The sequence below is a fragment of the Aeromonas sp. INTO2 genome, from assembly GCF_049860605.1.
Classification (GTDB): domain Bacteria; phylum Pseudomonadota; class Gammaproteobacteria; order Enterobacterales; family Aeromonadaceae; genus Aeromonas; species Aeromonas caviae.
In genome coordinates this window covers 2398675-2420835 of record NZ_CP187588.1, presented here as the reverse complement: position 1 = coordinate 2420835, position 22161 = coordinate 2398675, and the positions used below count along the sequence as shown (strand labels likewise).

General features: G+C 65.2%; 17 protein-coding genes. 5 read left to right on the top strand and 12 right to left on the bottom strand.

From position 1 onward, the window contains the following. Window position 1 precedes the first annotated feature (1 nt). Window positions 2-646, top strand: coding sequence for a LutC/YkgG family protein (locus tag ACPW74_RS11370; RefSeq protein ID WP_323923159.1), 645 nt, complete (start codon window positions 2-4; stop codon window positions 644-646). Further along, entirely contained in the window at window positions 646-3453 is a 2808-nt protein-coding gene (locus ACPW74_RS11365; protein ID WP_425858074.1) for an FAD-binding and (Fe-S)-binding domain-containing protein, read from the top strand. Before ACPW74_RS11370 ends, ACPW74_RS11365 begins: the two co-directional genes overlap by 1 nt. 161 nt (window positions 3454-3614) lie before the next feature. Here the strand turns inward: ACPW74_RS11365 and ACPW74_RS11360 are convergent, their stop codons facing one another. From ACPW74_RS11360 to ACPW74_RS11350, 3 genes are read right to left on the bottom strand one after another with little or no spacing between them, the layout of a single operon-like run. Beyond that, complete coding sequence (locus ACPW74_RS11360) at window positions 3615-4688, bottom strand: lipocalin-like domain-containing protein (RefSeq protein WP_425858072.1); 1074 nt, start codon at window positions 4686-4688, stop codon at window positions 3615-3617. Continuing rightward, complete coding sequence (locus tag ACPW74_RS11355; RefSeq protein ID WP_425858070.1) at window positions 4685-7111, bottom strand: FtsX-like permease family protein; 2427 nt, start codon at window positions 7109-7111, stop codon at window positions 4685-4687. The genes ACPW74_RS11360 and ACPW74_RS11355 overlap by 4 nt, the downstream gene beginning before the upstream one ends. 21 nt (window positions 7112-7132) lie before the next feature. Beyond that, the gene (locus ACPW74_RS11350; RefSeq protein WP_425858068.1) at window positions 7133-7813 is read right to left on the bottom strand and encodes an ABC transporter ATP-binding protein; all 681 of its coding nucleotides are present in this window, start codon (window positions 7811-7813) and stop codon (window positions 7133-7135) included. A gap of 152 nt (window positions 7814-7965) precedes the next feature. Between ACPW74_RS11350 and ACPW74_RS11345 the strand changes: the two genes are divergently transcribed. The 3 genes from ACPW74_RS11345 (at window position 7966) to ACPW74_RS11335 (ending at window position 10599) form a co-directional block, all read left to right on the top strand. Beyond that, window positions 7966-8439, top strand: coding sequence for a DUF4357 domain-containing protein (locus tag ACPW74_RS11345; RefSeq protein WP_048207442.1), 474 nt, complete (start codon window positions 7966-7968; stop codon window positions 8437-8439). Between the two features lie 135 nt (window positions 8440-8574). Continuing rightward, window positions 8575-9999, top strand: a complete 1425-nt coding sequence (gene nhaD / locus ACPW74_RS11340) for a sodium:proton antiporter NhaD (RefSeq protein WP_042863679.1) — start codon at window positions 8575-8577, stop codon at window positions 9997-9999. Between the two features lie 33 nt (window positions 10000-10032). After that, window positions 10033-10599 (top strand): pyridoxamine 5'-phosphate oxidase family protein, encoded by a 567-nt coding sequence (locus ACPW74_RS11335; protein WP_128345226.1) that lies wholly within the window; start codon window positions 10033-10035, stop codon window positions 10597-10599. A gap of 59 nt (window positions 10600-10658) precedes the next feature. Here the strand turns inward: ACPW74_RS11335 and ACPW74_RS11330 are convergent, their stop codons facing one another. The 9 genes from ACPW74_RS11330 to ACPW74_RS11290 form a co-directional block, all read right to left on the bottom strand. Next, a complete protein-coding gene (locus ACPW74_RS11330; protein WP_425858066.1) occupies window positions 10659-11855 on the bottom strand; it encodes a Bcr/CflA family multidrug efflux MFS transporter in 1197 nt (398 codons plus the stop codon). A 52-nt stretch (window positions 11856-11907) separates the two neighbouring features. Continuing rightward, window positions 11908-13596 carry a hypothetical protein gene (locus tag ACPW74_RS11325; protein WP_425858064.1) on the bottom strand — a complete coding sequence of 563 codons (1689 nt, stop codon included), beginning with the start codon at window positions 13594-13596 and terminating at the stop codon, window positions 11908-11910. 69 nt (window positions 13597-13665) lie between these two features. Then, complete coding sequence (locus tag ACPW74_RS11320) at window positions 13666-14928, bottom strand: hypothetical protein (protein WP_425859206.1); 1263 nt, start codon at window positions 14926-14928, stop codon at window positions 13666-13668. 200 nt (window positions 14929-15128) lie between these two features. Next, window positions 15129-15689, bottom strand: coding sequence for a hypothetical protein (locus ACPW74_RS11315; RefSeq protein ID WP_425859169.1), 561 nt, complete (start codon window positions 15687-15689; stop codon window positions 15129-15131). A 31-nt stretch (window positions 15690-15720) separates the two neighbouring features. Next, on the bottom strand, window positions 15721-17145 hold the full coding sequence (locus tag ACPW74_RS11310; protein ID WP_425859168.1) for an FAD-dependent oxidoreductase: 1425 nt from the start codon (window positions 17143-17145) through the stop codon (window positions 15721-15723). A 75-nt stretch (window positions 17146-17220) separates the two neighbouring features. After that, window positions 17221-18060, bottom strand: a complete 840-nt coding sequence (locus ACPW74_RS11305; RefSeq protein ID WP_052814858.1) for an FTR1 family iron permease — start codon at window positions 18058-18060, stop codon at window positions 17221-17223. Next, window positions 18060-21041, bottom strand: a complete 2982-nt coding sequence (locus ACPW74_RS11300) for a YncE family protein (protein ID WP_425859165.1) — start codon at window positions 21039-21041, stop codon at window positions 18060-18062. The genes ACPW74_RS11305 and ACPW74_RS11300 overlap by 1 nt, the downstream gene beginning before the upstream one ends. A gap of 4 nt (window positions 21042-21045) precedes the next feature. Continuing rightward, complete coding sequence (locus tag ACPW74_RS11295; RefSeq protein ID WP_103261862.1) at window positions 21046-21495, bottom strand: hypothetical protein; 450 nt, start codon at window positions 21493-21495, stop codon at window positions 21046-21048. Between the two features lie 118 nt (window positions 21496-21613). Beyond that, window positions 21614-22099, bottom strand: a complete 486-nt coding sequence (locus ACPW74_RS11290) for a YqhA family protein (protein ID WP_010674393.1) — start codon at window positions 22097-22099, stop codon at window positions 21614-21616. Window positions 22100-22161 lie beyond the last annotated feature (62 nt).

Below are 22161 nucleotides of genomic sequence, written 5' to 3'. Positions count from 1 at the left end.
GATGTCGAGCAAAGAGGCCATATTAAGCCGCCTGCGCGGCGCCGCCACCCCCATGGCCCACGCCCCCCATGGCTGGCAGCCCTGGCGCGGGGAGGATGAACAGGCGCGGCGTGAGCGCTTTGTTGCCGGGATCAGAGCCAGCCACGCCGAGATCCTCACCGTCAAGGAAGCAACCCTTGCCCGGGATCTGAGCGCCTGGCTGGATGAAGAGGGCGTGACGAGTCTGGCCTGTGGCCAGGGTGGCCGCTGGCAGGCGGCGGTTGCGGCCTCCTGCGCCGGGCGATCTGTGTTGACCCCCTCTGGCGAGTTCGCGAGCTGGAAAGACGATCTGTTTGACGTCTGTCAGGCGGGCATTACCCACTGCGCGGGCGCCATCGCCGACACCGGCACCCTGGTGTTGCTGCCCGATGGCGGCGAGCCGCGCACCTTGTCCCTGGTGCCCCCCTGCCATATCGCCCTGCTGGCGGCTTCCACCATCGCCGACAACCTGGCGGGGCTGGTGGCGGCCGGGCGCTGGCAGCAGGCCATGCCCACCAATCTGCTGCTGGTCTCCGGCCCCTCCAAGACCGCCGACATCCAGCAAACCCTGGCCTACGGCGCCCATGGCCCGAGCCGTCTCTTGGTCGTACTGGTGGAGGATTGCTGATGCGCTGGAATGAATTTGACGCCGCCGTGCTCTCGCGCATCCCGCAGGAGCGCCTGGTGCGCGACCCGGACTTGCGATTGGCCCACGGCACGGACGCCAGCTTCTACCGGCTGGTGCCCGAGCGCATCGTGCGCCTCGACTCTTTGGATGAAGTGCGCTTCGTGCTGTCGGTGTGCCGCGAACTGGGTCTGCCGTGCACCTTTCGCGCCGCCGGCACCAGTCTCTCGGGCCAGGCCCTGAGCGATTCGGTGCTCATCACCCTGACCGACAGCTGGCGCGGCCACCGCATTCTGGACGAGGGGGCCCGCATCGCCCTGCAACCCGGGGTGATCGGCGCCGATGCCAACCGCTATCTGGCCCCTCTGGGGCGCAAGATTGGGCCGGATCCCGCTTCCATCAATGCCTGCAAGCTGGGCGGCATCGCCGCCAACAACGCGAGCGGCATGTGCTGCGGCACCGCCCACAACAGCTACCACACCCTGCACGCCATGACCCTGCTGCTGGCCGATGGCACCGTGCTGGAGAGTGGCGATCCGCAAAGCCGCGCCGCCTTTACGGCCAGGCGCCCGGAGCTGCTGGCGGGGCTTGCCGCCCTGCGCGCCGAGGTGCTGGCGAACGCCGAGCTTGCCGCCAAGATCCGCCACAAGTACCGGCTCAAGAACACCACCGGCTACGCCATCAACGCCCTGCTCGACCATGAGGACCCCGTCGATATCCTCACCCACCTGATGATTGGCTCGGAGGGGACCCTCGGCTTTATCGCCGAGGTGGTGCTCGATACCGTGCCCGAATACCCCCACAAGGCCTCGGCCCTGCTGGTGTTCCGGGACGCCGAGCAGGCCTGTCTGGCCACCTCGCGCCTGAAAAGTGCGCCGGTGGCGGCGGTGGAGCTGATGGATGGACGATCCCTTTGCTCGGTCGCGGGCAAGCCCGGCCTGCCGGACTTTATCAAGACGCTGGACCTGGCTGCCTGCGCCTTGCTGATCGAAGTGCATGGGGAATCGAAAGAGGAGCTGGTGGATCGCTGCGAGCAGGTGATGGCCATGGCGGCCGAGTTCGCCCAGGTCGCCTCTGTGCCCTTTACCGGCGACAGTGCTGGGCTCTGGGCCATTCGCAAGGGGCTCTTCCCGGCGGTGGGGGCGGTGCGCACCACCGGCACCACCGTCATCATTGAGGATGTCGCCTTTCCCATCGAGCGTCTGGCCGAAGGGGTGGCGGGGCTGCAGCAACTGTTCGATCGCTTCGAATACGGTGAAGCCATCATCTTTGGCCACGCGCTGGAGGGGAACCTGCACTTCGTCTTTACCCAGGGGTTCGATGATCCGGCGCAGGTGGCCCGCTACGGTGCCTTTATGGATGCGGTGGCGGAGCTCGTCGCCGTGCGCTTTGGCGGGTCGCTCAAGGCCGAGCACGGTACCGGGCGCAACATGGCCCCCTATGTGGAACTGGAATGGGGGCCGGAGGGGATGGCGCTGATGCGCCGCATCAAGGCGCTGCTCGACCCCGATGGCCTGCTCAATCCCGGCGTCATCATCAACGACGACCCCAAGGCCCACCTGGCCCACCTCAAACCCATGCCGGCGAGCGATGCCATCGTGGATCCGTGCATAGAGTGCGGCTTTTGCGAGGCGGTCTGCCCCTCGCGCACCCTGTCACTGTCGCCACGGCAGCGCATCGTGCTCTATCGCGAACTGGCCCGCCGCAATCGTGCCGATGAGCCCTCCAACCAGCTGGCCCGGCTGTTTGACTATCAGGGCATCGACACCTGCGCCGCCACCGGGCTGTGCGCCGATCGCTGCCCGGTCGGCATCAACACCGGAGCGCTCATCAAGAAGCTGCGCGCTGACAAGTACCAGCGCTTTGTGCCCATCGCCCGCTGGAGCGCCGATCACTTCGCCAGCGTCACCCGCACGGCGCGCAGTGCCCTCGGGCTCAAGGGCATTGCCGGCAAGCTGCTCGGAGATAAAGCGCTGGCAGGCTTGGTAGGGCGCGTGCGCAAGCTCAGCGGCCAGCGTACCCCCGCATGGCTGCCGACCCTGCCGGGGCCGAGCCGCTACCAGTGGCCGCAAGGGGAGGGGAGCCATAGCGGATCCAGCGAGGACATTGGAGGGGATCGCGCCGTGGTTTATCTGCCGTCGTGCGCGAGCCGGGTATTTGGCCAGCAGCAGGAGGCCCCGTCACTGCCGGACGTAGTGCAATCCCTGCTCAAGAAGGCGGGCTGCCGGGTGATAGTGCCGGCGAGAGTTGAGGGGCTCTGCTGCGGCATGCCCTATGACAGCAAGGGGATGGCAGAGGTCGCTGAGGCCAAGCGTAATGAGCTGGCCGAGGCCCTGTGGCAGGCAAGCGAGCAGGGGCGCTGGCCCGTGTTGCTTGACACCAGCCCCTGTGTGCAGCGACTGCTGTCGGGGGCGTTCGGCAAGGGCCTTCGGGTGTTCGAGCCCTCCGCTTTTGTGCTGGGACACCTGCTGCCCCACCTTGAGCTGACACCCATCAATGAAACCGTGATGCTCCATATCACCTGCAGCAGTCGGCGCATGGGGCTCGGCGATAAGATGCTGGCGGTGGCCCGCGCCTGTGCCCGGGAGGTGATCGTGCCTGAGCATATCCAGTGCTGTGGCTTTGCCGGCGACAAGGGGTTGATGACCCCGGAGCTCAACGCCGCGGCGCTTGCCAGCCTGCCCGCCCAGGTGCCCAGGGGTTGCCGTCAGGGATTCAGCAATAGCCGCACCTGTGAAATGGGGCTCAGCCAGCACGCCGGCATTCCCTATCACAGCATCCTCTATCTGGTGGATCAGGCGGCGAGATAGGGAAGGTGCGAATAAGTCATATGGCACGAGAGCATTTACTGGTAACCCATTGATATTAAATGACTAAAATTTTTATTTTTTGTTCGTGGGATACTTGTTCGCACTTTCCCTAAAGCATGGAATCTGAATGATTTTTTGAAGGCGATCTGATTTCAAGGCGGTCAATATCCCGTCATTTCCAGATAGCCGACGCCTTTGGCGTCCCCCGAGACTAAGACCGCCCCTTCCCAGTAGTCAAAACGCCCCGTCATGGCCTGATTGGGCTGGCGCGCCTGGATGGTGAGCCTCATATCGGCGGCTGCCAGCTGCCACTCGATGGGGTAGGGTTGTCCCTTGGGGCCGCGCCAGGTTTTGCCGGGGGTGAGGCGGATGTGATCTGGGCTCAGCACCCGGCTGCTGCCGTCCCGCTCAATCAGGATGCCGTAGCGGTTCTCCGGCTCGGTGCGCCCTGCCTTGGTGCGCAGGCGAAACAGCATCAGCTCGCGGCCATCGTCAAATTGGAGGGAAAACCAGTCCCAGCCCGATTGCCACTCGGCCAATACCGAGCTGCTCCACTCGTGATCAAACCAGCCTTGGCCCGTGACGTTGCGAGTCTCCCCATCCAGGGTCAGGGTGCCGCTGATGGTCAGGCGCGGGTAGGAGTAGTAGAAGGAGGCGTTGCCCGGGCTCTTCTCGCTGTAACCCTGTTTGCCCTGCAGCACCACCGGCTTGGCGGCGCGCACCTGCACATCAAGATCTCCCGCCTTGCTCTGCACCTTGAGGGTGGCGGGAAAAAGCGCTTCGCCCTGAGAGGCCAGCACCCACTCTTTCAGCCAATACTGACCGCCGCTGGCACCGGCGAGCCCCGGCCCCTGGCGGCTGGTGCGCTCGTCCTGCTGGTGGCTGCCTTTGCTCACATCCGTGATGGCGAACTGGGCCAGCCAGAGCTGGGGTGTAAGCCAGGGGTTCTCCGATGTTATCTCCTGCTCGATGCCTTGCCTGAACAGGGTCCACTGCATGCCGTAATCGCGCCCCTGCTCGTCTTTGAGGTTGCCGGTGAGATACCACCACTCGGAGCGGTAGTCGGGGTGGGCACCGTGATCCGCGGGCAGGTTGATGGACTGGCCCGGCAGGGCCTTCTTGAAGTGATCGTTGCCGCCGCCAAGGATGCGACCCAGATCGCTGGCCGTGGCGGCAGTGCCATACAGTGTCCAGAGAACCCCCAGCACCAGCGGCCACGCGTTGATTTTTTTCATACCACTCTCCTTGCGGCGTACCAGGAGGCGAGCGCCCCGCACACCGGCGCCAGCAGAAGCGCCGTGACGGCGTGCAGGGGGGCGGCCTCGAAGGCCAGCCGCCAGCCGAAGGCGCGGGGGTTGACCACCTCGATCAGCACCCATGCGAGGCCATAGCCCACCGGCAGGGCCAACAGCGCAGTGAGCAGCCCGAGGCCCGCCCCCTGCCACACCAGCAGGCGGCGGCAGTGGCGCGGGCTCAATCCTAGGCTCTGCAGGGTCTGCAACTCGCCGCGCCGGGCCAGCCCCAGCACCATGAAGGCCGAACCGATGCCGACGAAGGCGATCCCCAGGATCAGCAATTTCAGCAGCTCGGTCACCACGAAGGTCTGGTCGAACACCCTGAGGGCGGCGGCGTGGATGGCGGGGGCGGGCAGGAGGTTCACCCCCTCGCCAAACTGCGCCCGCAGGCGATCGGCGAGGCGCTCCGGCTGGTCGCTAAAGAGGGCCAGGGATTGCACCTTGCCCCCTTCGAAGGCGTGCAATATCTGCCCCTTGTCGCTGCCGTAATCCTGATAAACGCCGGTGACGGTGAAAGCCCTCGGTCCCCCCTCGCTGGTTACCTCGAGGCGCTGGCCCACCTTGACCCCGAGGCGCACCGTCAGCGGTTCGCTCGCCAGCACCTCGTCGGGGGTGGCAGGCCAGCGTCCGGCCAGCAGCGGATAGGCGGCTTTGAGCTCGGGAATAAAGTCCATCTGCGCCCACTCGATGGGCTGCCCCTGCCAGCGGGCGGGGAGTACGGCGCGGCGGGAGGCGGCGCGCACGTCCGGCGAGGCGAGGATGGTGTTGAGGGTCTGCTCGCCGAGGGCGCCCCTGCTGCCTGCCACCCCCTTGGGGGCGGTGACGTAGAGATCGGCGGCCAGGCGCTGGCCGAGCCAGATCTCCACGCTCGAGCGAAAGCTCGACACCATGACCCCGATGCCGATGGCCGCGGCGATGGCCAGTTGCAGCGCCATCACCGCGATGGCGGTGCGATCCAGGTGATAGAGGGTTTCTGCCACCCCGAGCCGGGCGGTGAGGGGGCCGCGTGCACGCAGCCGCCCCAGCAAGGAGCGAAGGGCATCGGGCAGCAGGAGGGCCATGGCGAGCAGCCAGCCTCCGGCCACGAAGAGGGCGCCGCCAAGGCCGGTTTCTGGCCACCATAGACACAGGGCGCACAGCAGCAGGATGGCGATGGCAAGGCCCCGGCGTTGCCAGGGGTGAGCCGGTGGGCGACTGTTGCCCTCTCGCAGCACAAGGGGGGATTGGCGCAGCAGTTGCCACCAGCCGGGCAGGTTGGCGGCAAGCATCCCCAGAAGGCCAATCACCAGCGCCTTGCCAAGGCTGGCGGGGGAGAGGCGCAGCAGGTCGATGGGATTGGGGCCATAAAGGTCGGCCAGCGCCTGGGTGAGCTGCCCCATCAGGACGAGGGCCAGCAGGCTCCCCAGCAACAGCCCGAGCAGAGTGCCGAGGGTGGCGAGGATCAGGAGCTCCAGAGTCAGCCAGCGCAGCACCCGGCGCGGCGGCATCCCGAGGATGATGAGCTGGGCGAGCAGGGGGCGGCGCACGCTCTGCACGAAGCGCTGGGCGTTGAACACCAAAAACAATCCCACCGCCATGGCGAGCAGGGAGAGGGCGGTGAGGTTCAGGGCCAGCGCATCCCCGAGCTGGCTGGCATCGAGCGCCGGGCTGATGGGCTCAAGCCAGAGGGGCTGATGGGGGGCATAGGATTGCAGGGCCGCCTGCAAGGCTCTTTGCAAGGTATTGGCCTGCGCATCGCTGAGTTTGAAGACGATGCGATCGAGCCGTCCTTCCTTGCCAAGCAGCGGCTGGGCGAGGCCGATGTCGGTCACCAGCAGCCGCTCCATGGGGACGGCGCCGGGCTCGAAGGTGCCCGCCAGGGTCAGGGTCAGGGGGCGTTGCCCCTCATCCCCCAGCACAAAGGTTCGCGACTGGCCCGGTTGCCAGTCAAGGCGCCTCGCCTCGGGGGCGGCCAGCCAGACGCTGTCGGCGCGATTCAACGAGACATCGGGTTGGCTGTCTGGCGCATCGCCAAAGAGGCGGCGCAGGGGGCCGGGGTTGAAGAGATCCATCCCCAGCAACTGGAAGCTGCGCCCCTGCTCGTCCTTGAGCCAGGCGTGAAGCTCTGGCATGGCGTCAAGGTTCGGCTGGCTTCGCACCAGCCTCACGTAGACTTGCTCATCCAGGCCACCCTGGGGGGCCAGGCGGTAGTTGGCCTCCCCGGCGAGCTGGCTGCGGGCGGCGACGAAGTTGGTGCGGGCGCTGTGGTTCAAGAGCTCGATGGCCACCACCAGGGTGACCCCGAGGGTGAGCCCGGCCAGGCTCATCAAGAGCAACCAGGGGTGAGCGCGATAGAGGCGCAGCAGCGCCTTGAGCGGCAACATCAGCAGGCCCCCCGGCAGACGTCAGCCATGGCGGCGCCCCTTGAGCTCGACCAGCTGCCCCCCTTCAAGGCGCAGCACCCGATCCGCCAGGTCGCCATAGCCCGGGTTGTGGCTCACCAGCAAGAGACCGGCGCCAGTATCGCGCACCGCCGCCATCATCAGGGCCATCACCTGCTCGGCGTTGTGTTCATCAAGGCTCCCGGTGGGTTCGTCGGCGAGCAGCCAACGGGGCTGATGAATGAGGGCGCGGGCCAGCGCCACCCGCTGGCGCTGGCCGCCGGAGAGCTGTTCCGGCCAGGCGTGGCGTTTGTGGCTCATGCCAAGGCGCGCGAGCAGGGCATCGAGGCGCCCATCGTCCTGGGGCAGGTTGTTTATCTGAAGGGGCAGGGCGAGGTTCTCGGCCACGGTCAGGGTCGGCAGCAGGTTGAAATCCTGATAGACGATGCCGAAATGGCGGCCACGCAGGTGGGCCCGCTCGTCTGTCGGCAGGGTGTCGAGGCGGGTCTCTTCCAGCCAGATCTCCCCCTCGTCCGGGGCGATGAGACCGGCGATGAGGTTGAGCAGGGTGGACTTGCCACAGCCGCTTTGCCCCAGCAGCAGGCAGGTTTCCCCCGGGGTGAGGGCGAGATCCAGCCCCTCAAACAGGGGGAGCGTCTCGCCGCCGTTGGCGAAGCGTTTACAGAGGTTGCGCAGGCTAAGCATGGGATAACCGTTTGATGGTCAATGGCTTTCACAATGTCCGTCACTATGCCAGTTAGTGATCGCGCCTGCAAAAGGGATGGGGATCCTCGCTGGATCCCGCTTGCCTGAGGTGGTTAGAATAGGGCCTTCCATGGGTCACAGGATGAGCAAGGATGTTACACAAGCAAGTCAGTTTTATCGTCGACAGCAAGGGCGTCAAGCAGGCTGCCGTGGTCCCCATCGATATCTACAACGAGCTGATGACCCTGCAAAAGGCCCTCTCCGACAACAAGCCGGGGGAGCGAGAGCTCTACCACTTCAACGGCAAGGGGGCAGAGGCCCATGGTTATCCGGTGGGCAAGCGGCAAAACCCCGGTTTCATGGTTCAGGCGGGCTCCACCGCCAACGGCGAGGATGCGGCTTCCCTGCGCGAGGCGGTGATCGAGCTGCGCCAGGAGCTGCTGGGCAAGGGGGTGCTCACTCCCCACCCCGAAGGGGGCTTCATCTTTACCGCCGATCAGCTCTTCAACAGCCCGAGCCTGGCCGCGAGCCTGGTGGCGGGCAACAACCGAAGCGGGCTGGATGCCTGGCAAAACAGCGCAGGCTACACCCTCAAGCAATCGGGTTTTGGCAAGAAGACCTCCTGATGACGGGGCCCGGCAACGGGCCTCGCTCATGTTTGCCTGAGAGCCCGCGGCGGGCCGCTCATCAGGATGACAAGGAGGGCGGCTTCCCTTTGCGCTGCTAGCCTCAATGCCAGACGCCTGCCAGGAGATGCCGCCATGTCTGGACTCCTTCGCCTCGTGCCCGGGGCGGCCCTGCTCAGTGCCCCCGCCGCTGCGGGCAACGGCCCCCTCGATCTGACCCACAGCGGGGTCGGGCTCTTCGCCCTCGCCATCTTCGCCCTAGCTTATGCCCTGGTGATGGCCGAGGAGTACCTGAAGCTGCGAAAGTCCAAGCCGGTGCTGGTGGCCGCCGGCATCATCTGGATAGCCATCGGCCTGGTCTATACGGGGCAGGGGCACAGCGAGCTGGTTCAGGCCGGGTTTCGGCACAACCTGCTGGAGTATGCCGAGCTGATGCTCTTCTTGCTGGTGGCCATGACCTATGTGAACGCCATGGAGGACAGGCTGCTGTTCGCCGTGCTGCGGGTACGCCTGGTGCAGGCGGGCTTCAGCCTGCGCACGCTCTTCTGGCTCACCGGTTTTCTCGCCTTTTTCATCTCCCCCGTGGTGGACAACCTCACCACGGCGCTGCTGATGTGCTCAGTGGTGCTCAACGTGGCCAACGGGGAGCGCCGCTTCATCAACCTGGCCTGCATCAACATCGTCGTGGCGGCCAATGCGGGTGGCGCCTTCAGCCCTTTTGGCGACATCACCACCCTGATGGTGTGGCAGGCGGGCAAGGTGCCGTTCCAGCAGTTCTTGCTGCTCTTCATCCCCGCCCTGCTCAACTTCCTGGTGCCGGCCACCCTGATGAGCCTGATGGTGCCCCGTCTGGTGCCCGCCATGCCGGGCGAGATGGTGGTGCCAAGGCGCGGCGCCGTTGTCATCGTGCTGCTCTTTGTGCTCACCATAGTGACCGCCGTCGCCTGCCATCATTTCCTGGGGTTGCCCCCCGTGCTCGGCATGATGATGGGGCTGGGCTACCTGCAATTTTTCAGTTTCTATCTGCGAAAGACCCAGCCCGTCACCCTGGCCCGGGCACGGGCGCTGTATGAGCGCACCGGGGACGAGGCCAGGCTGCTGCGTCTGGGCTCGGTGGTGCCGTTCGATGTGTTCAACAAGATTGCCAAGGCGGAGTGGGACACCCTGCTCTTCTTCTACGGGGTGGTGATGTGCGTCGGCGGTCTCGGGTTTATGGGGTATCTGGCGCTTGCCTCCCATTTCCTCTATGACGGTGGCGATCCGACCCTGGCCAACGTCGCCATCGGCCTGCTCTCCGCCCTGATCGACAACATTCCGGTGATGTTCGCCGTGCTCTCCATGGAGCCGCAGATGAGCACGGGGCAGTGGCTGCTGGTGACATTGACCACCGGGGTGGGGGGCAGTCTGCTTTCGGTCGGCTCCGCCGCCGGGGTGGCCCTGATGGGGCAGGCCAGGGGCATGTATACCTTCGTCGGGCACCTCAAGTGGTTGCCTGCCATTTTGCTTGGTTATATGGTCGGCATAGGGGCGCACCTGTGGCTCAACAGCGCCCTGTTTTAGGCAACCCGGTTCCAGGCACCAGGGAGAGGCAGGATGGGACAACTGTTCGAGGCGCTTTTGCCGCGCCATGTCACCTTTATCGAGGGGCAGAAGATCTTCTTCGTCGGTACGGCAGCCGCGAAGGGATCGGTCAATCTCTCCCCCAAGGGCGGGGATTCGCTGCGCGTCCTCGATGCCCACACCCTGGCCTGGCTCAACCTGACCGGCAGCGGCAACGAGTCCGCGGCCCAGGTGCTGCAACAGCCGCGCATGACGGTGATGTTTTGCGCCTTCGAGGGGGCGCCGCTTATTCTGCGGGCCTATGGCCAGGCACGGGTGCTGCACCGCACTGATCCGCAGTGGCCGTCGTTGCTGGCGCTGTTCCCCCCAAGCGTGGCGGCTCGTCAGATCTTCCTGCTGGACATTGAACGGGTCCAGACGTCGTGCGGCATGTCGGTGCCCCTGTTTGACTATCAGGGGGACAGGGAGGATCTCGCCAACTGGTCGGCACGCCAGGGGCAGGAGGGGATTGAGGCCTACTGGCGCAAGAAGAACCAGCTAAGCCTGGATGGGCTGGAGAGCGAGATCCTGGCGCGCAGCGGGTTGCAGGCCGATGACTGAGGCCTGCGCCCCGATGCAAGAAGCCCTGTCCATGGACAGGGCTTTTTCATTGCAGGGCATCAGGGGACGCGCTTGCCGCTCAGCAGCCAGTAACTGAGGGCCGACCCCAGGCCGCAACCGGCGATGGCGATGGCCATGGGGAGCGGCGATTCGGGGGGATTGAGGTTGACCAGGACCCCCACCAGGGCCCCAAGGCCAAAGCGCAGGGTGCCCGCCAGTGCCGAGGCGGTGCCTGCGGACTGGGGGAAGTGGCCCATCAGGCCGGTCATGGCGTTGGCCCCCACCAGGCTGATGTGGCCGACGAAGAGCACGACGGGGATGACGATGCCCCACAGGCCGCCAGTCTGGCTCCAGGCGTTGTAGATGAGCAGGGCCCCGGCCAGCGGCAGCACGGTCAGGCCGTATCGCAGCATGCGCTCGGCACCCACCCCTTTCACCAGCCGGCTGTTGGCGAAGGTGACCACCATCATCAGCAGGATGTTGAGGCCAAAGAGCCAGCCGTAGTGCTCGGTCGGCACCTTGAAATACTCGATGTAGACATAGGGGGATGCGCTCAGGAAGGCGAACATGCCGGAACTCGACAGGGCGCCGCACAGCACATAGCCCATGGCACCACGGTGGGAGAGCACCCCCCAGTAGTTGCGAAGCACCTGCCCGAGTCGCAGGGGCTGCTTGTGCTCGGGTTTGAGGGTCTCCTCAATCTTCCACTGCATCACCAGGCAGATGAGCAGGCTGATGGCCACCAGCAGCCAGAAGATGGCCCGCCAGTCGCTGTGAGCGCTGATGTACCCCCCCACCACGGGGGCCACCAGGGGGGCGAGGGTCATCACCAGGATGACGAAGGACATGGCGCGGGAAAACGCATCCTTCTCGAACAGGTCGCGCAGCAGGGCGTTGACCACCACGGAACCCGCGGCGCCCCCTGCGGCCTGCAACATGCGCCAGGCGAGGAGCTCAGGCAGGGAGTCCGCCATGGCGCAGCCCACGGAGGCCACGGCAAACATCGTCAGGCCCGCCAGGATCACCGGCTTTCTGCCGAAGCTGTCGGCGAGCGGCCCGTAAAAGAGCTGGCCGATGGCAAAGCCCCCCAGGAAGGCGCTGATGGTGAGCTGGGCGCCGTCGATGCTGGTAGCCAGATCCCGGGCGATGGCGGGAATGGCGGGCAGATACATGTCCACCGCGAGGGGAGTCAGGCCCGCCAGGGCGCCGAGCAGGATGAAGAGGAAACGGGGGGAGAGGGAGCTGGCTTGGGGCATAGGGTATCCGAGTCGTGGGCTGGGCCGGGTTAAGAGGCAGGTGTTGAGTCTATCAGTTTTGGCGGGCGCGATCAGGTGCATCCTGCCCGATGCCCTTTTGTCTGGTGTGGCGCCAGAGCAGCCAGAGCCAGGCAAGCCATCCGAGCAGGGAGAGGGCATTGCCGGTGCGCTCCGGCCAGCGTGCCGCCAGGGTCAGGGTGAGGTTGTGGTGGCCCGCCGGAACCCAGAGTTGCATCAACCCCTGGCGATTGGCGCTCACTGTCAGCGTCAGGTGCCCGTCGAGGCGGGCCTCCCAGCCGGGGTAATGGTATTGGTGCAGGACCAGCCGGGTCGGCACCCGGGCCTTGACCTCCAGCGCCAGGGCGCGGGGTTGCCAGCGGGTCAGGGTCCAGCTTGCGCCTGGCGGTTCGGTGCTGACAGGCGGCTGGAACTCCTCCTTCCAGGCGAGCAGGGTCGGGGCGAACATGCCCCCCGGCACCTGCCTTGGCCTGTATTCCCGGGCACTGCGCTTGCTGTCGAACTCGAATGCCATGGCCTCCCGTTCGGGGGCCTGGGTGAGGGGGGCGTGACGCACATAGGCCAGGGTGGAGAGGAGGGGCAGCAGAAATACTCCCCACCAGAGCCCCTGCCAGAGACGATGGGGCTGGGTGCCGAGCGCCACCACGGCGACCGTGGCAAGGGCGAGCACCAGGTTGAGCCGCCAGGGAAACTGCACCCGCTGCAAGGGGGGAAGCAGGCTCCAGAGAGGCTGGCTCGGGGGCAGCATCATCAGGAAGGCGACGACGCCGATCGCCCCCCAGCACAGCAGCTCGGGGTGGCGCGGCTCCCGGGCGGCGGCCCAGGCGATGAGCAGCAGGACCAGGGTCAGCATGCTCTGCCACGCCAGGTGACCGCGAAAACGCCAGTCCTCCCAGGCGCTGGGCAGGCGGTCGAGAAAGTTGCGCCTGTAGTCGAACATGCCGCCACGCATCAGCTCCATGGAGATGGCCTCCTGATCCGCCAGGGCGGGCAGCAGCAGGGCGGCTGCCATGCAAAGCCCCACACCCTGGGCGCCGAGGGCTTGCCAGCAGGGCGTCAGAGTGCGGGTGCGTCTGGCGAACCAGAAGGCGCGCAAGGTGACCAGCCCCATCATGAGCAAGAGGCTGGGGAGGTGGGAGAAGGCCAGCAGCGCCAGCCCCAGGATCAGCAGGGGCAACCCCTGAGGTCGTCCGCGGTGGGCGAGATCCTGCCCCAGCAGGATAAGGGGAGCCCAGGCGAAGGCCCAGAACTCCGCCAGGGCGAAGCGGGCATAGAGATCCATGGCGACATGATAGGGCAGCGCCAGATAGAGCAGGCTGGCGGCCAGGGCCCGGCCAGGGGGCGTGGTGGCACGCAGCCACAGATAGGCAAACACCCCGGAGAGCAGCAGGGCCAGGGTGGCGCTGCCAAGCAAAGGGTAGATGGCTTGCTGGGGGTGGGCACCGGGCCCGGCAAAGAGGGCGCTGACGTAGTAGGGGAGCGGGGGATAGAAGAAGAAGGTGGGGCTACCGAAGCCGCCGTTCATGGCCATCAGCCAGCGGGGATAGAGTTCCCCCTGCCAGAGCTGGCGGGCAAAGTAGTGGCCGGATAGCAGGTGGTGGAACAGATCGTGCCCCTGGCTGCCCCCCTGCCACCAGAGCGGCAGCATCAGCAGGGCGCAGGCCAGCAACAGGGCCAGCGCGACCCGGATCCCCTCCCCGGTTCCGCTCGTGTTTCTTTCCATTGCACTGGTTCCTGACAGACCCGGCTGTGAGTGTAGACGAGTCGAGCGATGCCCTCGCAAGCGCCCGGTTTAGCGGGGCAGGGCGAGCCAGAGGCCGGGTTCGGCGTGAAAGCGGGGGGCAAACCAGAGGGTGTCATAAGGGCCTGGTAGCGCCTCTGCCCCCAGGGGGCGGCGGCTGAGGCGGCAGGCCCCCTGGGTGAGCGCAAGGGCGGCATCCCCCCGGTACCAGCCGTCGGTGACGGGCAGGGTTGTGGTTTCCCTAAGCAGCCTCACTCCCCACTGGGTCACCAGCGCCGGGCACGTTTGTTCGGCCAGTCTGGCGGCGCGGGTCATGGCTGGTGCCACCGGTGGGGTGAGGGTGCAGAGCAGCAGCAACAGGGCTCCCAGCATGGCTGTCAGCTCGCCCCGGCGCGGCAGCCAGCCTGCCAGCAGCACGAGGCCGAGCAGAGTGATGGGCGCCAGATGGCGGGGATTGTCCGGATTCTGGCCAAACAGGGTCCAGAGCAGCAGGGCGAGCCAGTAGAGCGTCCAGAGCACGGAGGGGGTCGCATTGTGATCTTTTGACCGTTGCCAGAGTGGCAGTATCAGCAAGGCTCCCATCAAGAGGGGCCAGAGCGGGGTGAGCTGATCGTTGAAGGTATTCGCCCAGCTCAGCAGTCGATCCCCGTGGGCCGCCGCCGTGTTGCCCCACAGGGTAAAGTGGCCGTCGGTAAAGCGCCGCCCCTCGCTGAAATAGGCCCAGCCATCGGCCTGCCAGACAAACAGCAGGCAGGCTAGCCCCACCAGCGCGATGGGGAGCACAAACCTGACGCGCGTGCCCTGCTGCGCCATCCCCAGCCAAAGGGGCAGCAGGGCCAGCACGAAGTAGGAGGGGCGCAGCGCCAGCATGAGGCCCAACAGCAGACCCGCCAGCGCTATCTTGCGCTGTTGCAAAGCCAGGAGCGCGCCCAGCCAGGCGGCCAGCGCCGGCCCGTCGGACAGGCCGGAGAGGGCGAGCGTCGGGGTGAGCGGCAGGGCCAATACCAACAGCCAGACAGGCGCCAGCAGGCTGGGCCGCTGCCACAATCTGGCCGCGAGGAAGGCGGCGAGCGGCGCCAGCAAGCTGCTCCCCAAGAGGCTGGCCCACTGCACCGCGCGGGCCGGCTCGTCCACCGCCAGATTGATCAGCCGCGCCAGCCAGATAAAGGCGGGGTAGCCCGGAAAGTGGGGGGAGAACTCCAGCACGCTAAAGCGCACCACCCCGTGGGCAAAGTTGAGGGCATCGTCGGAATCGAGCGCCACGGGGAAGGTCAGCAGCCAGCCAAGCCAGGCCAGTTGCAGCAGGGCAAGCAGCCACATGGTGATTGAGCTGGTGGAAGCCCAACGCCGATACGTTGCCTTCCCCCTCATCCCCAGCCCTTCTCCCGCAAGGGGAGAAGGGGGCAAACCGGCGTCCGGGTGCATCTATCGGCAGGCCGTGCGTAGGGTGGGGAGAGTGCAGCGAAACCCACCGTTTGTCACAACGAATTGGCGCAATGATGGGCTGGTGGCCATCAAAGCGGTGCCAGTACGGCCATCAGCGCTTCTTCGGCCTCGGTGAAAGCGGCGGCGTCGGCGGGCTTGGCTCCCACCCCGAATACCCCAGGGTTGCCGATGGCATCCAGCACCTTGGCCAGCGCCTGTTCGGCGGCCTTGCGATCTCCTTCATTCAGGGAGGGGAGGATCAAATCCAAGAAGCGCTTGCTCTTGACCACCAGCACCTTGGCGGTCTGGTAGTCGCCAAGGTTCTGGCTGGCCCCCTCGAGGCGGCGCTCGATCTCCGCCTTGTAGGCCCGGTTGAGCAGGGCGGCGGTGGCTGCGGCGTCTTTGGCCTTGATGGCGGCTGCCAGCGGTGCTTGCAGCTCGACCTTGTGGTGCTCTTCCAGATAGGTCAGCTCCTCGGCGATGTCGCTCAAGGTGGCACTGGCATCCTTGCCGTCAGTGGCTGCGCCCAGCAGTGCCTCGCGGGCATCGATCAGCGGCTCCTTGCCGGCGGCGGCGTAGGAGTAAGCCTGCGCCTGCCCGCTCAGGGTCAGCAGCAGGGTGAGGGCAAGTAAACCCGGGCGGATGGTCATCCTGTTCTCCTTACTTATGCCAATGGCGCGGTCAGGCCACGCTCTGGGTTTCAATGACGGTATTTTCGTTGCGATGATTGAAGATGGCGTGACGTCTGTCCACCCCGTCGATCACCATGTCTGCGGCCATCATCCCCATCTCCATGGCGGTGTCGGTGAAGATGTAGCGGAATGTCCCCTGACGGCCGGTCATGATGAGGTTGCCTATCGGCATCAGCGCCTTGATGGCTTCGTTGCGGCGGGCCTGATAACCCAGATCCATCAGCGGATAGGCGTATTCACTGCGCGCTTCGAATGTCTCATCGCCGAGCTTCTGGGTATCGACGCCGAGGCTGTCGAGATCGGCGGTGACCCGGCCGCGCAGATCAGAGAGCGGTGCCTGCCAGGTGGCATCCCCCGGGTTGCAGGGGATCTCCAGCATCACGGATGTTTGCCCCTGTGGCGCCATAAAGGGGCTGCGCCGGCGCGGCTCCTGCAAGCGGGTGGCCAGAATATGGGGGTCGGAGAGGTACTGCCAGGTGTTGTCCGACAGGTTCTCCTGTTTGAGGGGCATATTGACGAAGCGAAGCGACCGGTAGTGGAGATCGCACGGCAAGCCCAGGTGCTGGCAGGTGAGCGGCAGCGGCAGGGTGGAGATCACCTGATCAAAGCGCTCGCTCTGCTCCACGTCATCTTGTTTCCAATACACCCGTTCAATGCGGCCATCAGCCTGCTCGAGACGGGTGATGGTGGCGCCGGTCTTGAGTGTGACGCCCTCTGTCACCAGCCGCTCCCCCAGGGTGGTGAAGATCTGGCCAAAGCCATACTTTGGATAACGATATTTGCGGGCATAGGTGCGCACCGACATGCTGCCGTTGCGCCTTGGCAACAGGCGGCGCGCCACGTCTTTGAGATCGATCAGGCTGATGCGCTGGCCAGCCCAGTCGGCGGAGAGCTTGTCCGGGTTGATGCCCCACAACTTGCCGGTGTAGCCCTCGAAGAACTGGCGGTAGAGGGTGCGACCGAAGTGGCTCTGGATCCACTCGGCAAAGCTCGCCTTGGCAAAATCGGTGGGCTTCTTGGCAAAGGGCAACAGCAGCAGATCCTTCACCGCACCGGCCATCAGGGCCAGCGGCGCCGTCTTGAGCAGGTTGGGCAGGTTCAAGGGGTAGTCATAGGTACGCCCGCCAAAGCGGATCACGCTCTTTCGCTCGGCGTGGAGCAGGTCGTCCCCCATCAGCTCGTCGATAAAGGCGAGCAGCTCGGGGTTCTTGGTGATGAAGCGGTGGCCGCCGTAGTCGAAGCGATACTCGCCGTCGCGCCCCTTGAAGGTCTGGGTGGCGCACATGCCGCCCACGACCGGCTCCTGTTCGAACAGGGTGACCGCAAAACCGGCCTGGCGCAGGCGCCAGGCGGCCATCAGGCCGGCGGGGCCGGCGCCCAGCACCGCAATGTGCTTCTTGTTGTTGTCGTTCATGAGTGTTCCGAAACGGCGTGATAGCTGGGGGAGCGCGCCTGTGCGCGGCTCCCGAACAGAGTGTGATTCCCGGGCTCAGCCCTTGGTCGGGGCAGCGCTCCCCTGGGGGCGATAGCTGCGATGCCAGAGGGTGACAAAGATCATGAGGTAGCTGGCCCAGGTCAGCAACTGCAGGCCGGCCGGTGAGGCGTTGTAGCCAAACAGGGCGCGCAGGAAGGTGCCGAATACCCCCTGATCGTCGAGGATGTGGCTGATGTTGAAGACCGGCGTTGCCCAGAAGGTGATGACGTCCGCTGCCTGCAACATGTTGACGGCTGACGAGAGCAAGCCTGCGGCGATGATGATGATGAGCAGGCCGGTCCAGCGGAAGAAGGGGGCCAGCGCCACCTTGCGGGTGGAGCGCAGCAGCCCCCACACCAGCACCACAGAGACCAGCAGTCCGGCCAGCGCCCCCATCAGCCCCTGGTGCAGATCCACCCCTTGCCCGGAGTAGACCAGGGCCGAGAAGAAGAGCACGGTTTCAAAGCCTTCGCGCATCACAGCCAGGAAGGCGAGCAGCACCAGACCAAACAGGTTGCCACCGTCGATGGCGGCATCGATGCGCGCCGTCATGGCCCCCACCTGGGATTTGGCCTGTTTTTGCATCCAGATAGCCATATAGGTGAGCACCAGGGTGGCGAACATCAGGATCCCCGCCATCAGCAAATGGTTATAGCGCTCGCTCTCGAACTGGCTCACCACCACCTGGAACAGGAAGGCGACGACGAGGGAGGCGATAAGACCCAGCCCCACCCCCAGATAGATGAACTTGTTGTAGCGGCTTGCCCCCAGCTTGGCGAGGTAGGAGAGGCAGATGCCGACCAGCAGGAAGGCTTCCAGCCCCTCGCGCAGGGTAATGAGAAAACTTGCGAACATCAGGATTGAGGCTCCGTATCGGGCGTAACGGGGAGGGGCTGCAGGGTCAGTTGCAGCCGATTGAGTAGCACTATGGGGGGCTCCGGCAAGCTCGGCTCGGCGGCGCGCACCGCATCATTGACCCACTTGGGGTAGGTGCGGAAATTGAGTCTGATATCGGCCTTGAAGGGCCCCTGAGCGTCCGCCGGCAGCGGCCAGGTTTCATCGCGCCAGCCATCGGCCGGGATGCGGGTGTCTTCAAGGAGCTTGGCATAGCGCCAGAACTTGAGCCCCACCGGCTTGCCCTCGGCATCGCCGAACACTTTTCTGAACAGCCGCGCATCCTCAGGGACGGCGCCGTTCACCGGCTGGCCGCTTTCAAGCACCAGCTTGCCGCTGGCGTCGGTAACGGTCAGCTCCAGCCAGAGTTCACGGAAATCGGCGACCCCGGTGGGCAGGGCGTGGCCGGCGCCGGTGTTGGCGACTCTCACCACCAGTGCGGGTTGGCCGCTCTGGTTTTCAATGCGGGCCGAGAGGGTGGCGCTGGAGCGCAAGAGCGCCAGGCTCTCCTGCTCAAGGGTTGCACTCCTCAGCCCCACCAGCTGATGCTGGGCGCCGGTAAAGTTGTGGCGATAGAGCCGCTCTTTCACGGTGCCGTTTTCGGTGGACTGGCCCGCCACCGGCGCGCCGCCGTTGCCAGGTGTAGGGTTCATGTGGCAGTCGATGCAGGTGCGCCGTTTGGCAGGATCTTCGGCTTTGGCGAAGCTGGATTTTTCCCACTCATCCCAGGTGTTGACGATATTGGCGCCGGTGCCGGGGGCGAACTCGTTGTGGCACGACTTGCACAGGGCCGCGTCCCGGTAGAAATCCTTCTGGTAGGAGGCCTTGTGCATGGCGGGGCGGGCGTTGATCTGCCGCTCTGCCAGCCAGTGCTGGAGGCTGCCCCCCGGGGTATCCTCGAACACATAGCTCTCGCGGTCTTTCAAATTGACCGTAAAGGCGCTGTTGCCGCCGGCATCCTCGAGCTTGGTGATGCGATGACAGAGCACACAGCCAGTCCCTTCCTCCACCACGGGCTCGCCTTTCTGGTGGGCCGCAATGAGCGAAGCACCGCCCTGCTCGAACATGTGAGAGCCCTTGGGCAGATCAGTCTGGCCGTTCATCACCTGCTGGGGCATGTGACAGCCCTGGCACCACTGGCCGAAGGCCTCCCCTTCGGTTTCGCGGGCCAGCGCCTGCACCACCTTGTAGTAGGGGTGGGAGTTGCCCATCAGCCGGTGGTTGCTCTCGCTCCAGTCCTTGAACGCCTGTTGGTGGCAGTTCTGGCAGGAGGCGGAGTTGAGCCACTCCTTCGGATGAGTGGTCGGCGCCTTGGCAGGATCCCTGCGCGGGGCATCGAGCCTAAGCCAGTTGGCCAGATAGGGGAGGTTGCCATCACTGGTGACGAAAGCGTGCAGATCCTCCATCATCGCCTGCACCTCGGGCTGGGGCCTCGCGGGGTCGACCGCATCGGCCCCATCGCGGGTGTCATGGCCCATGCCGCCCTGGGTCTGCTGGGTCATGCGCAGGTATTCGCCGATAAAGTCCCCCGCCACCATGTTGGCGAGGTTGGCGTGGCCGTTGATGGCGTTGTCGCCGCTCTTCTGGCGATGGGCCGCCATCAGATAGCGGTTGGTGAAGTTGAACCCGTCCAGATGGCAGGAGTTGCAGCTCATCCAGTTGTCCCCCGCCATGGGGAAGCGGCTGTTGGCGGCAGTGTTGCCCAGGTTGAACAATCGTTCACCGCGCTGAAGCGGCTCGGGGCGGGGATCCGTCTCTACCAGTTTGGCGAAGTGGGGCACATCCACCGTGACCCGGGCAAACGGGCCGCTGCCGCCGGTGTTGAGACGGGTGAGATCCTGCCCCATGACGTTGTGCACCAGGATGTGGTCGCCATCGATCAGCAGATCGCGCGGATTCTGGCCCGGCAGGTGACGCAAGAGCTGGGTCGCCTTGGCGCCCCCCTGAAACTTCTTGCGGCGGTGGCGGTTGCTGTTCTGCTTGCCGCTGCGCGACAGGTCGAACACCAGCAAGTCTTCGGAACCCGCCAGGGTCAGGTAGACCCGCTTGCCATCGGCGGCGAAGCGCGCCGCGAACGGGTTGGAGACGATCTGGCTGCGGTTGCCGACGCTGGGCAGGTTGATCTGCAAGAAGAGCTGTTTTCTTTCATCGACCCGCTCCTTCTCTTCATCGAGATCGATGATGGAGACGGCCGGGAAGACGGTGCTCTGAAACTGGAAGGGGTGATCGAAACTCCAGAGCACGTGGGGCAGCCAGGCTTCGCTGCCATCGGGGGAGAGGGCGATGCCGTCCAGCAGGCGCGGCAAGCCCTGGGAGTCGCTCGCTTTTCCAGTAGGGGGCGCGCTGTGGGTTTCCGCCAGGGTGATGAGCTTGGGCTTGGGCAGAGTAGCCCCCTTAGCGTCTTTCTCAAGCTTGGCGAGATCATAGATGGCGAGCTGGCCGGTCATGGCGTGGGTGAGCAGCAGGCGATCATTGTCGGTCAGGGCCAGCCCACGGGGAGTCTCGGCGGTTTTTGCATCCAGTTGGAGGTTGCCCGCCCTGTCATAAGCCTGAAGGCGCCCTCCCTCGAACAGCGTGACCCAGAACCACTGCCGCTTGGGATCGAAGATGACGCCATAGGGCCTATGGCCGGTGGGGATCGCCTTTTCCAGCTCGAATTCATCATCCAAGAGCAGCAGGCGATCGCCGCTGTAATCGGTGACCAGCAGGGTGCCGTCATCGGCGCGGGCCAGCTGGCGCAGATCGCCACCTAGTTGTGCCTCCTTGAGTCGCTTGCCGCTATCGCGCTCAAGCAGGGTGATCGAGCCGGCACTCTGGTTGGCGGTGACGAGGCGCGGGGCGCTCCCCTCGTCATAGGCAATCATGGCGGCGCCCATCTCCCGGGCCGAGGCGGTCCCCAGCAACAGGGTGGCCAACATCAGGGATAACAACAGCTTCAACATAAGATCAGGTGCGCCATTTCAAGATGGTCCAGCGCCAAGCGTGGCGCAGCACCAGGGGCGTCAACGCGAGGGCGCTCAGCCAGTGGGCCCAGCTGGCAAGGTTGCCGAGGCTATCCCCCGGGGTGCCGTGCAGCACCAGCACCAGTCCGCTTGCCAGACAGACCAGCAGCAAGGCTTCGATGATGCGTCCCGTGGTACGCAGAAAAGGCTTGCGGCTCTTGCGCAGCAGGCTGCGATGGGAGAGCCAGAAGGCGCCAAACAGCAAGGGGAACAGGGTGAGCGAGAGGGCGACGTGCAAAAACAGGTTCCAGCGCGCCAGGGACCAGGTCGGCGTCAGGGGTTCCCACAGCAGCAGACCGGAGAAAAACATCAGATAAAGGGCACCCTCGGCCGCCTGATGGTGATAGGCCAGCCACTGCCAGCATTGTCGTGGTGAGAGGGAAAGACTCGTCATGGGTGCTCCAGCTCCCGGGCGGTTCAGCCCGGGGCGAGCAAGTTTACAATGCAGTAAGGGTAATGAAAAGAGTTATCAATTCGGCTCTTGATGAATAGACCCTGAATGGCATCGGGTCCTATTTGTGCTCCGCCAGCCGCTCGGTCACCGCATAGATAAGTGCCGCGGTGGAGAAGGCGAGGAAGACGATGACCGACCACTTCATCTCGATCTCGTTGCCGGTGCCGTCGTCGAGGAAGGCTTTGAGCACCTCGATGCCGGCGATGGTCACCAGGGAGTTGATGACGATGAGTTTGAGGGATGCGAAGTTGATCTTGCTGAGCCAGTTGTCGCCAAGGGCTGCTCGCTGCTCCGGGGTCTTGATGAACTGCACGTAGCCGCAGATGGCCACCAGGATCAGCATCTGGGCCACCAGCACGAAGTCCACCAGGGTGAGTACCCCCGTGATGAGATCCAGATAGTGGATGTCGATGATGTCGCGGCACAGCACATAGAGCTGCATGGCGAACTTCACCATCAGGAGGGCGACACAGATAAGGATGCAGACATAGAAGGGGAACATCATCAACCGGCTGCCGTTGAGCATGACGTTGAAGCGGCGCATGGGAAACTCCATCGAAAAGGAAGGCAGCCAGAATATCCGGAAAGAAAGGAGCGGGAAAGCGC

Bases quoted from the DNA above. Each gene is read 5' to 3' on its own strand.
- ACPW74_RS11370 (WP_323923159.1), top strand. From the start codon at position 2: ATGTCGAGCAAAGAGGCCATATTAAGCCGCCTGCGCGGCGCCGCCACC.
- ACPW74_RS11365 (WP_425858074.1), top strand. From the start codon at position 646: ATGCGCTGGAATGAATTTGACGCCGCCGTGCTCTCGCGCATCCCGCAG.
- ACPW74_RS11360 (WP_425858072.1), bottom strand. From the start codon at position 4,688: ATGAAAAAAATCAACGCGTGGCCGCTGGTGCTGGGGGTTCTCTGGACA.
- ACPW74_RS11355 (WP_425858070.1), bottom strand. From the start codon at position 7,111: ATGTTGCCGCTCAAGGCGCTGCTGCGCCTCTATCGCGCTCACCCCTGG.
- ACPW74_RS11350 (WP_425858068.1), bottom strand. From the start codon at position 7,813: ATGCTTAGCCTGCGCAACCTCTGTAAACGCTTCGCCAACGGCGGCGAG.
- ACPW74_RS11345 (WP_048207442.1), top strand. From the start codon at position 7,966: ATGTTACACAAGCAAGTCAGTTTTATCGTCGACAGCAAGGGCGTCAAG.
- nhaD (WP_042863679.1), top strand. From the start codon at position 8,575: ATGTCTGGACTCCTTCGCCTCGTGCCCGGGGCGGCCCTGCTCAGTGCC.
- ACPW74_RS11335 (WP_128345226.1), top strand. From the start codon at position 10,033: ATGGGACAACTGTTCGAGGCGCTTTTGCCGCGCCATGTCACCTTTATC.
- ACPW74_RS11330 (WP_425858066.1), bottom strand. From the start codon at position 11,855: ATGCCCCAAGCCAGCTCCCTCTCCCCCCGTTTCCTCTTCATCCTGCTC.
- ACPW74_RS11325 (WP_425858064.1), bottom strand. From the start codon at position 13,596: ATGGAAAGAAACACGAGCGGAACCGGGGAGGGGATCCGGGTCGCGCTG.
- ACPW74_RS11315 (WP_425859169.1), bottom strand. From the start codon at position 15,689: ATGACCATCCGCCCGGGTTTACTTGCCCTCACCCTGCTGCTGACCCTG.
- ACPW74_RS11310 (WP_425859168.1), bottom strand. From the start codon at position 17,145: ATGAACGACAACAACAAGAAGCACATTGCGGTGCTGGGCGCCGGCCCC.
- ACPW74_RS11305 (WP_052814858.1), bottom strand. From the start codon at position 18,060: ATGTTCGCAAGTTTTCTCATTACCCTGCGCGAGGGGCTGGAAGCCTTC.
- ACPW74_RS11300 (WP_425859165.1), bottom strand. From the start codon at position 21,041: ATGTTGAAGCTGTTGTTATCCCTGATGTTGGCCACCCTGTTGCTGGGG.
- ACPW74_RS11295 (WP_103261862.1), bottom strand. From the start codon at position 21,495: ATGACGAGTCTTTCCCTCTCACCACGACAATGCTGGCAGTGGCTGGCC.
- ACPW74_RS11290 (WP_010674393.1), bottom strand. From the start codon at position 22,099: ATGCGCCGCTTCAACGTCATGCTCAACGGCAGCCGGTTGATGATGTTC.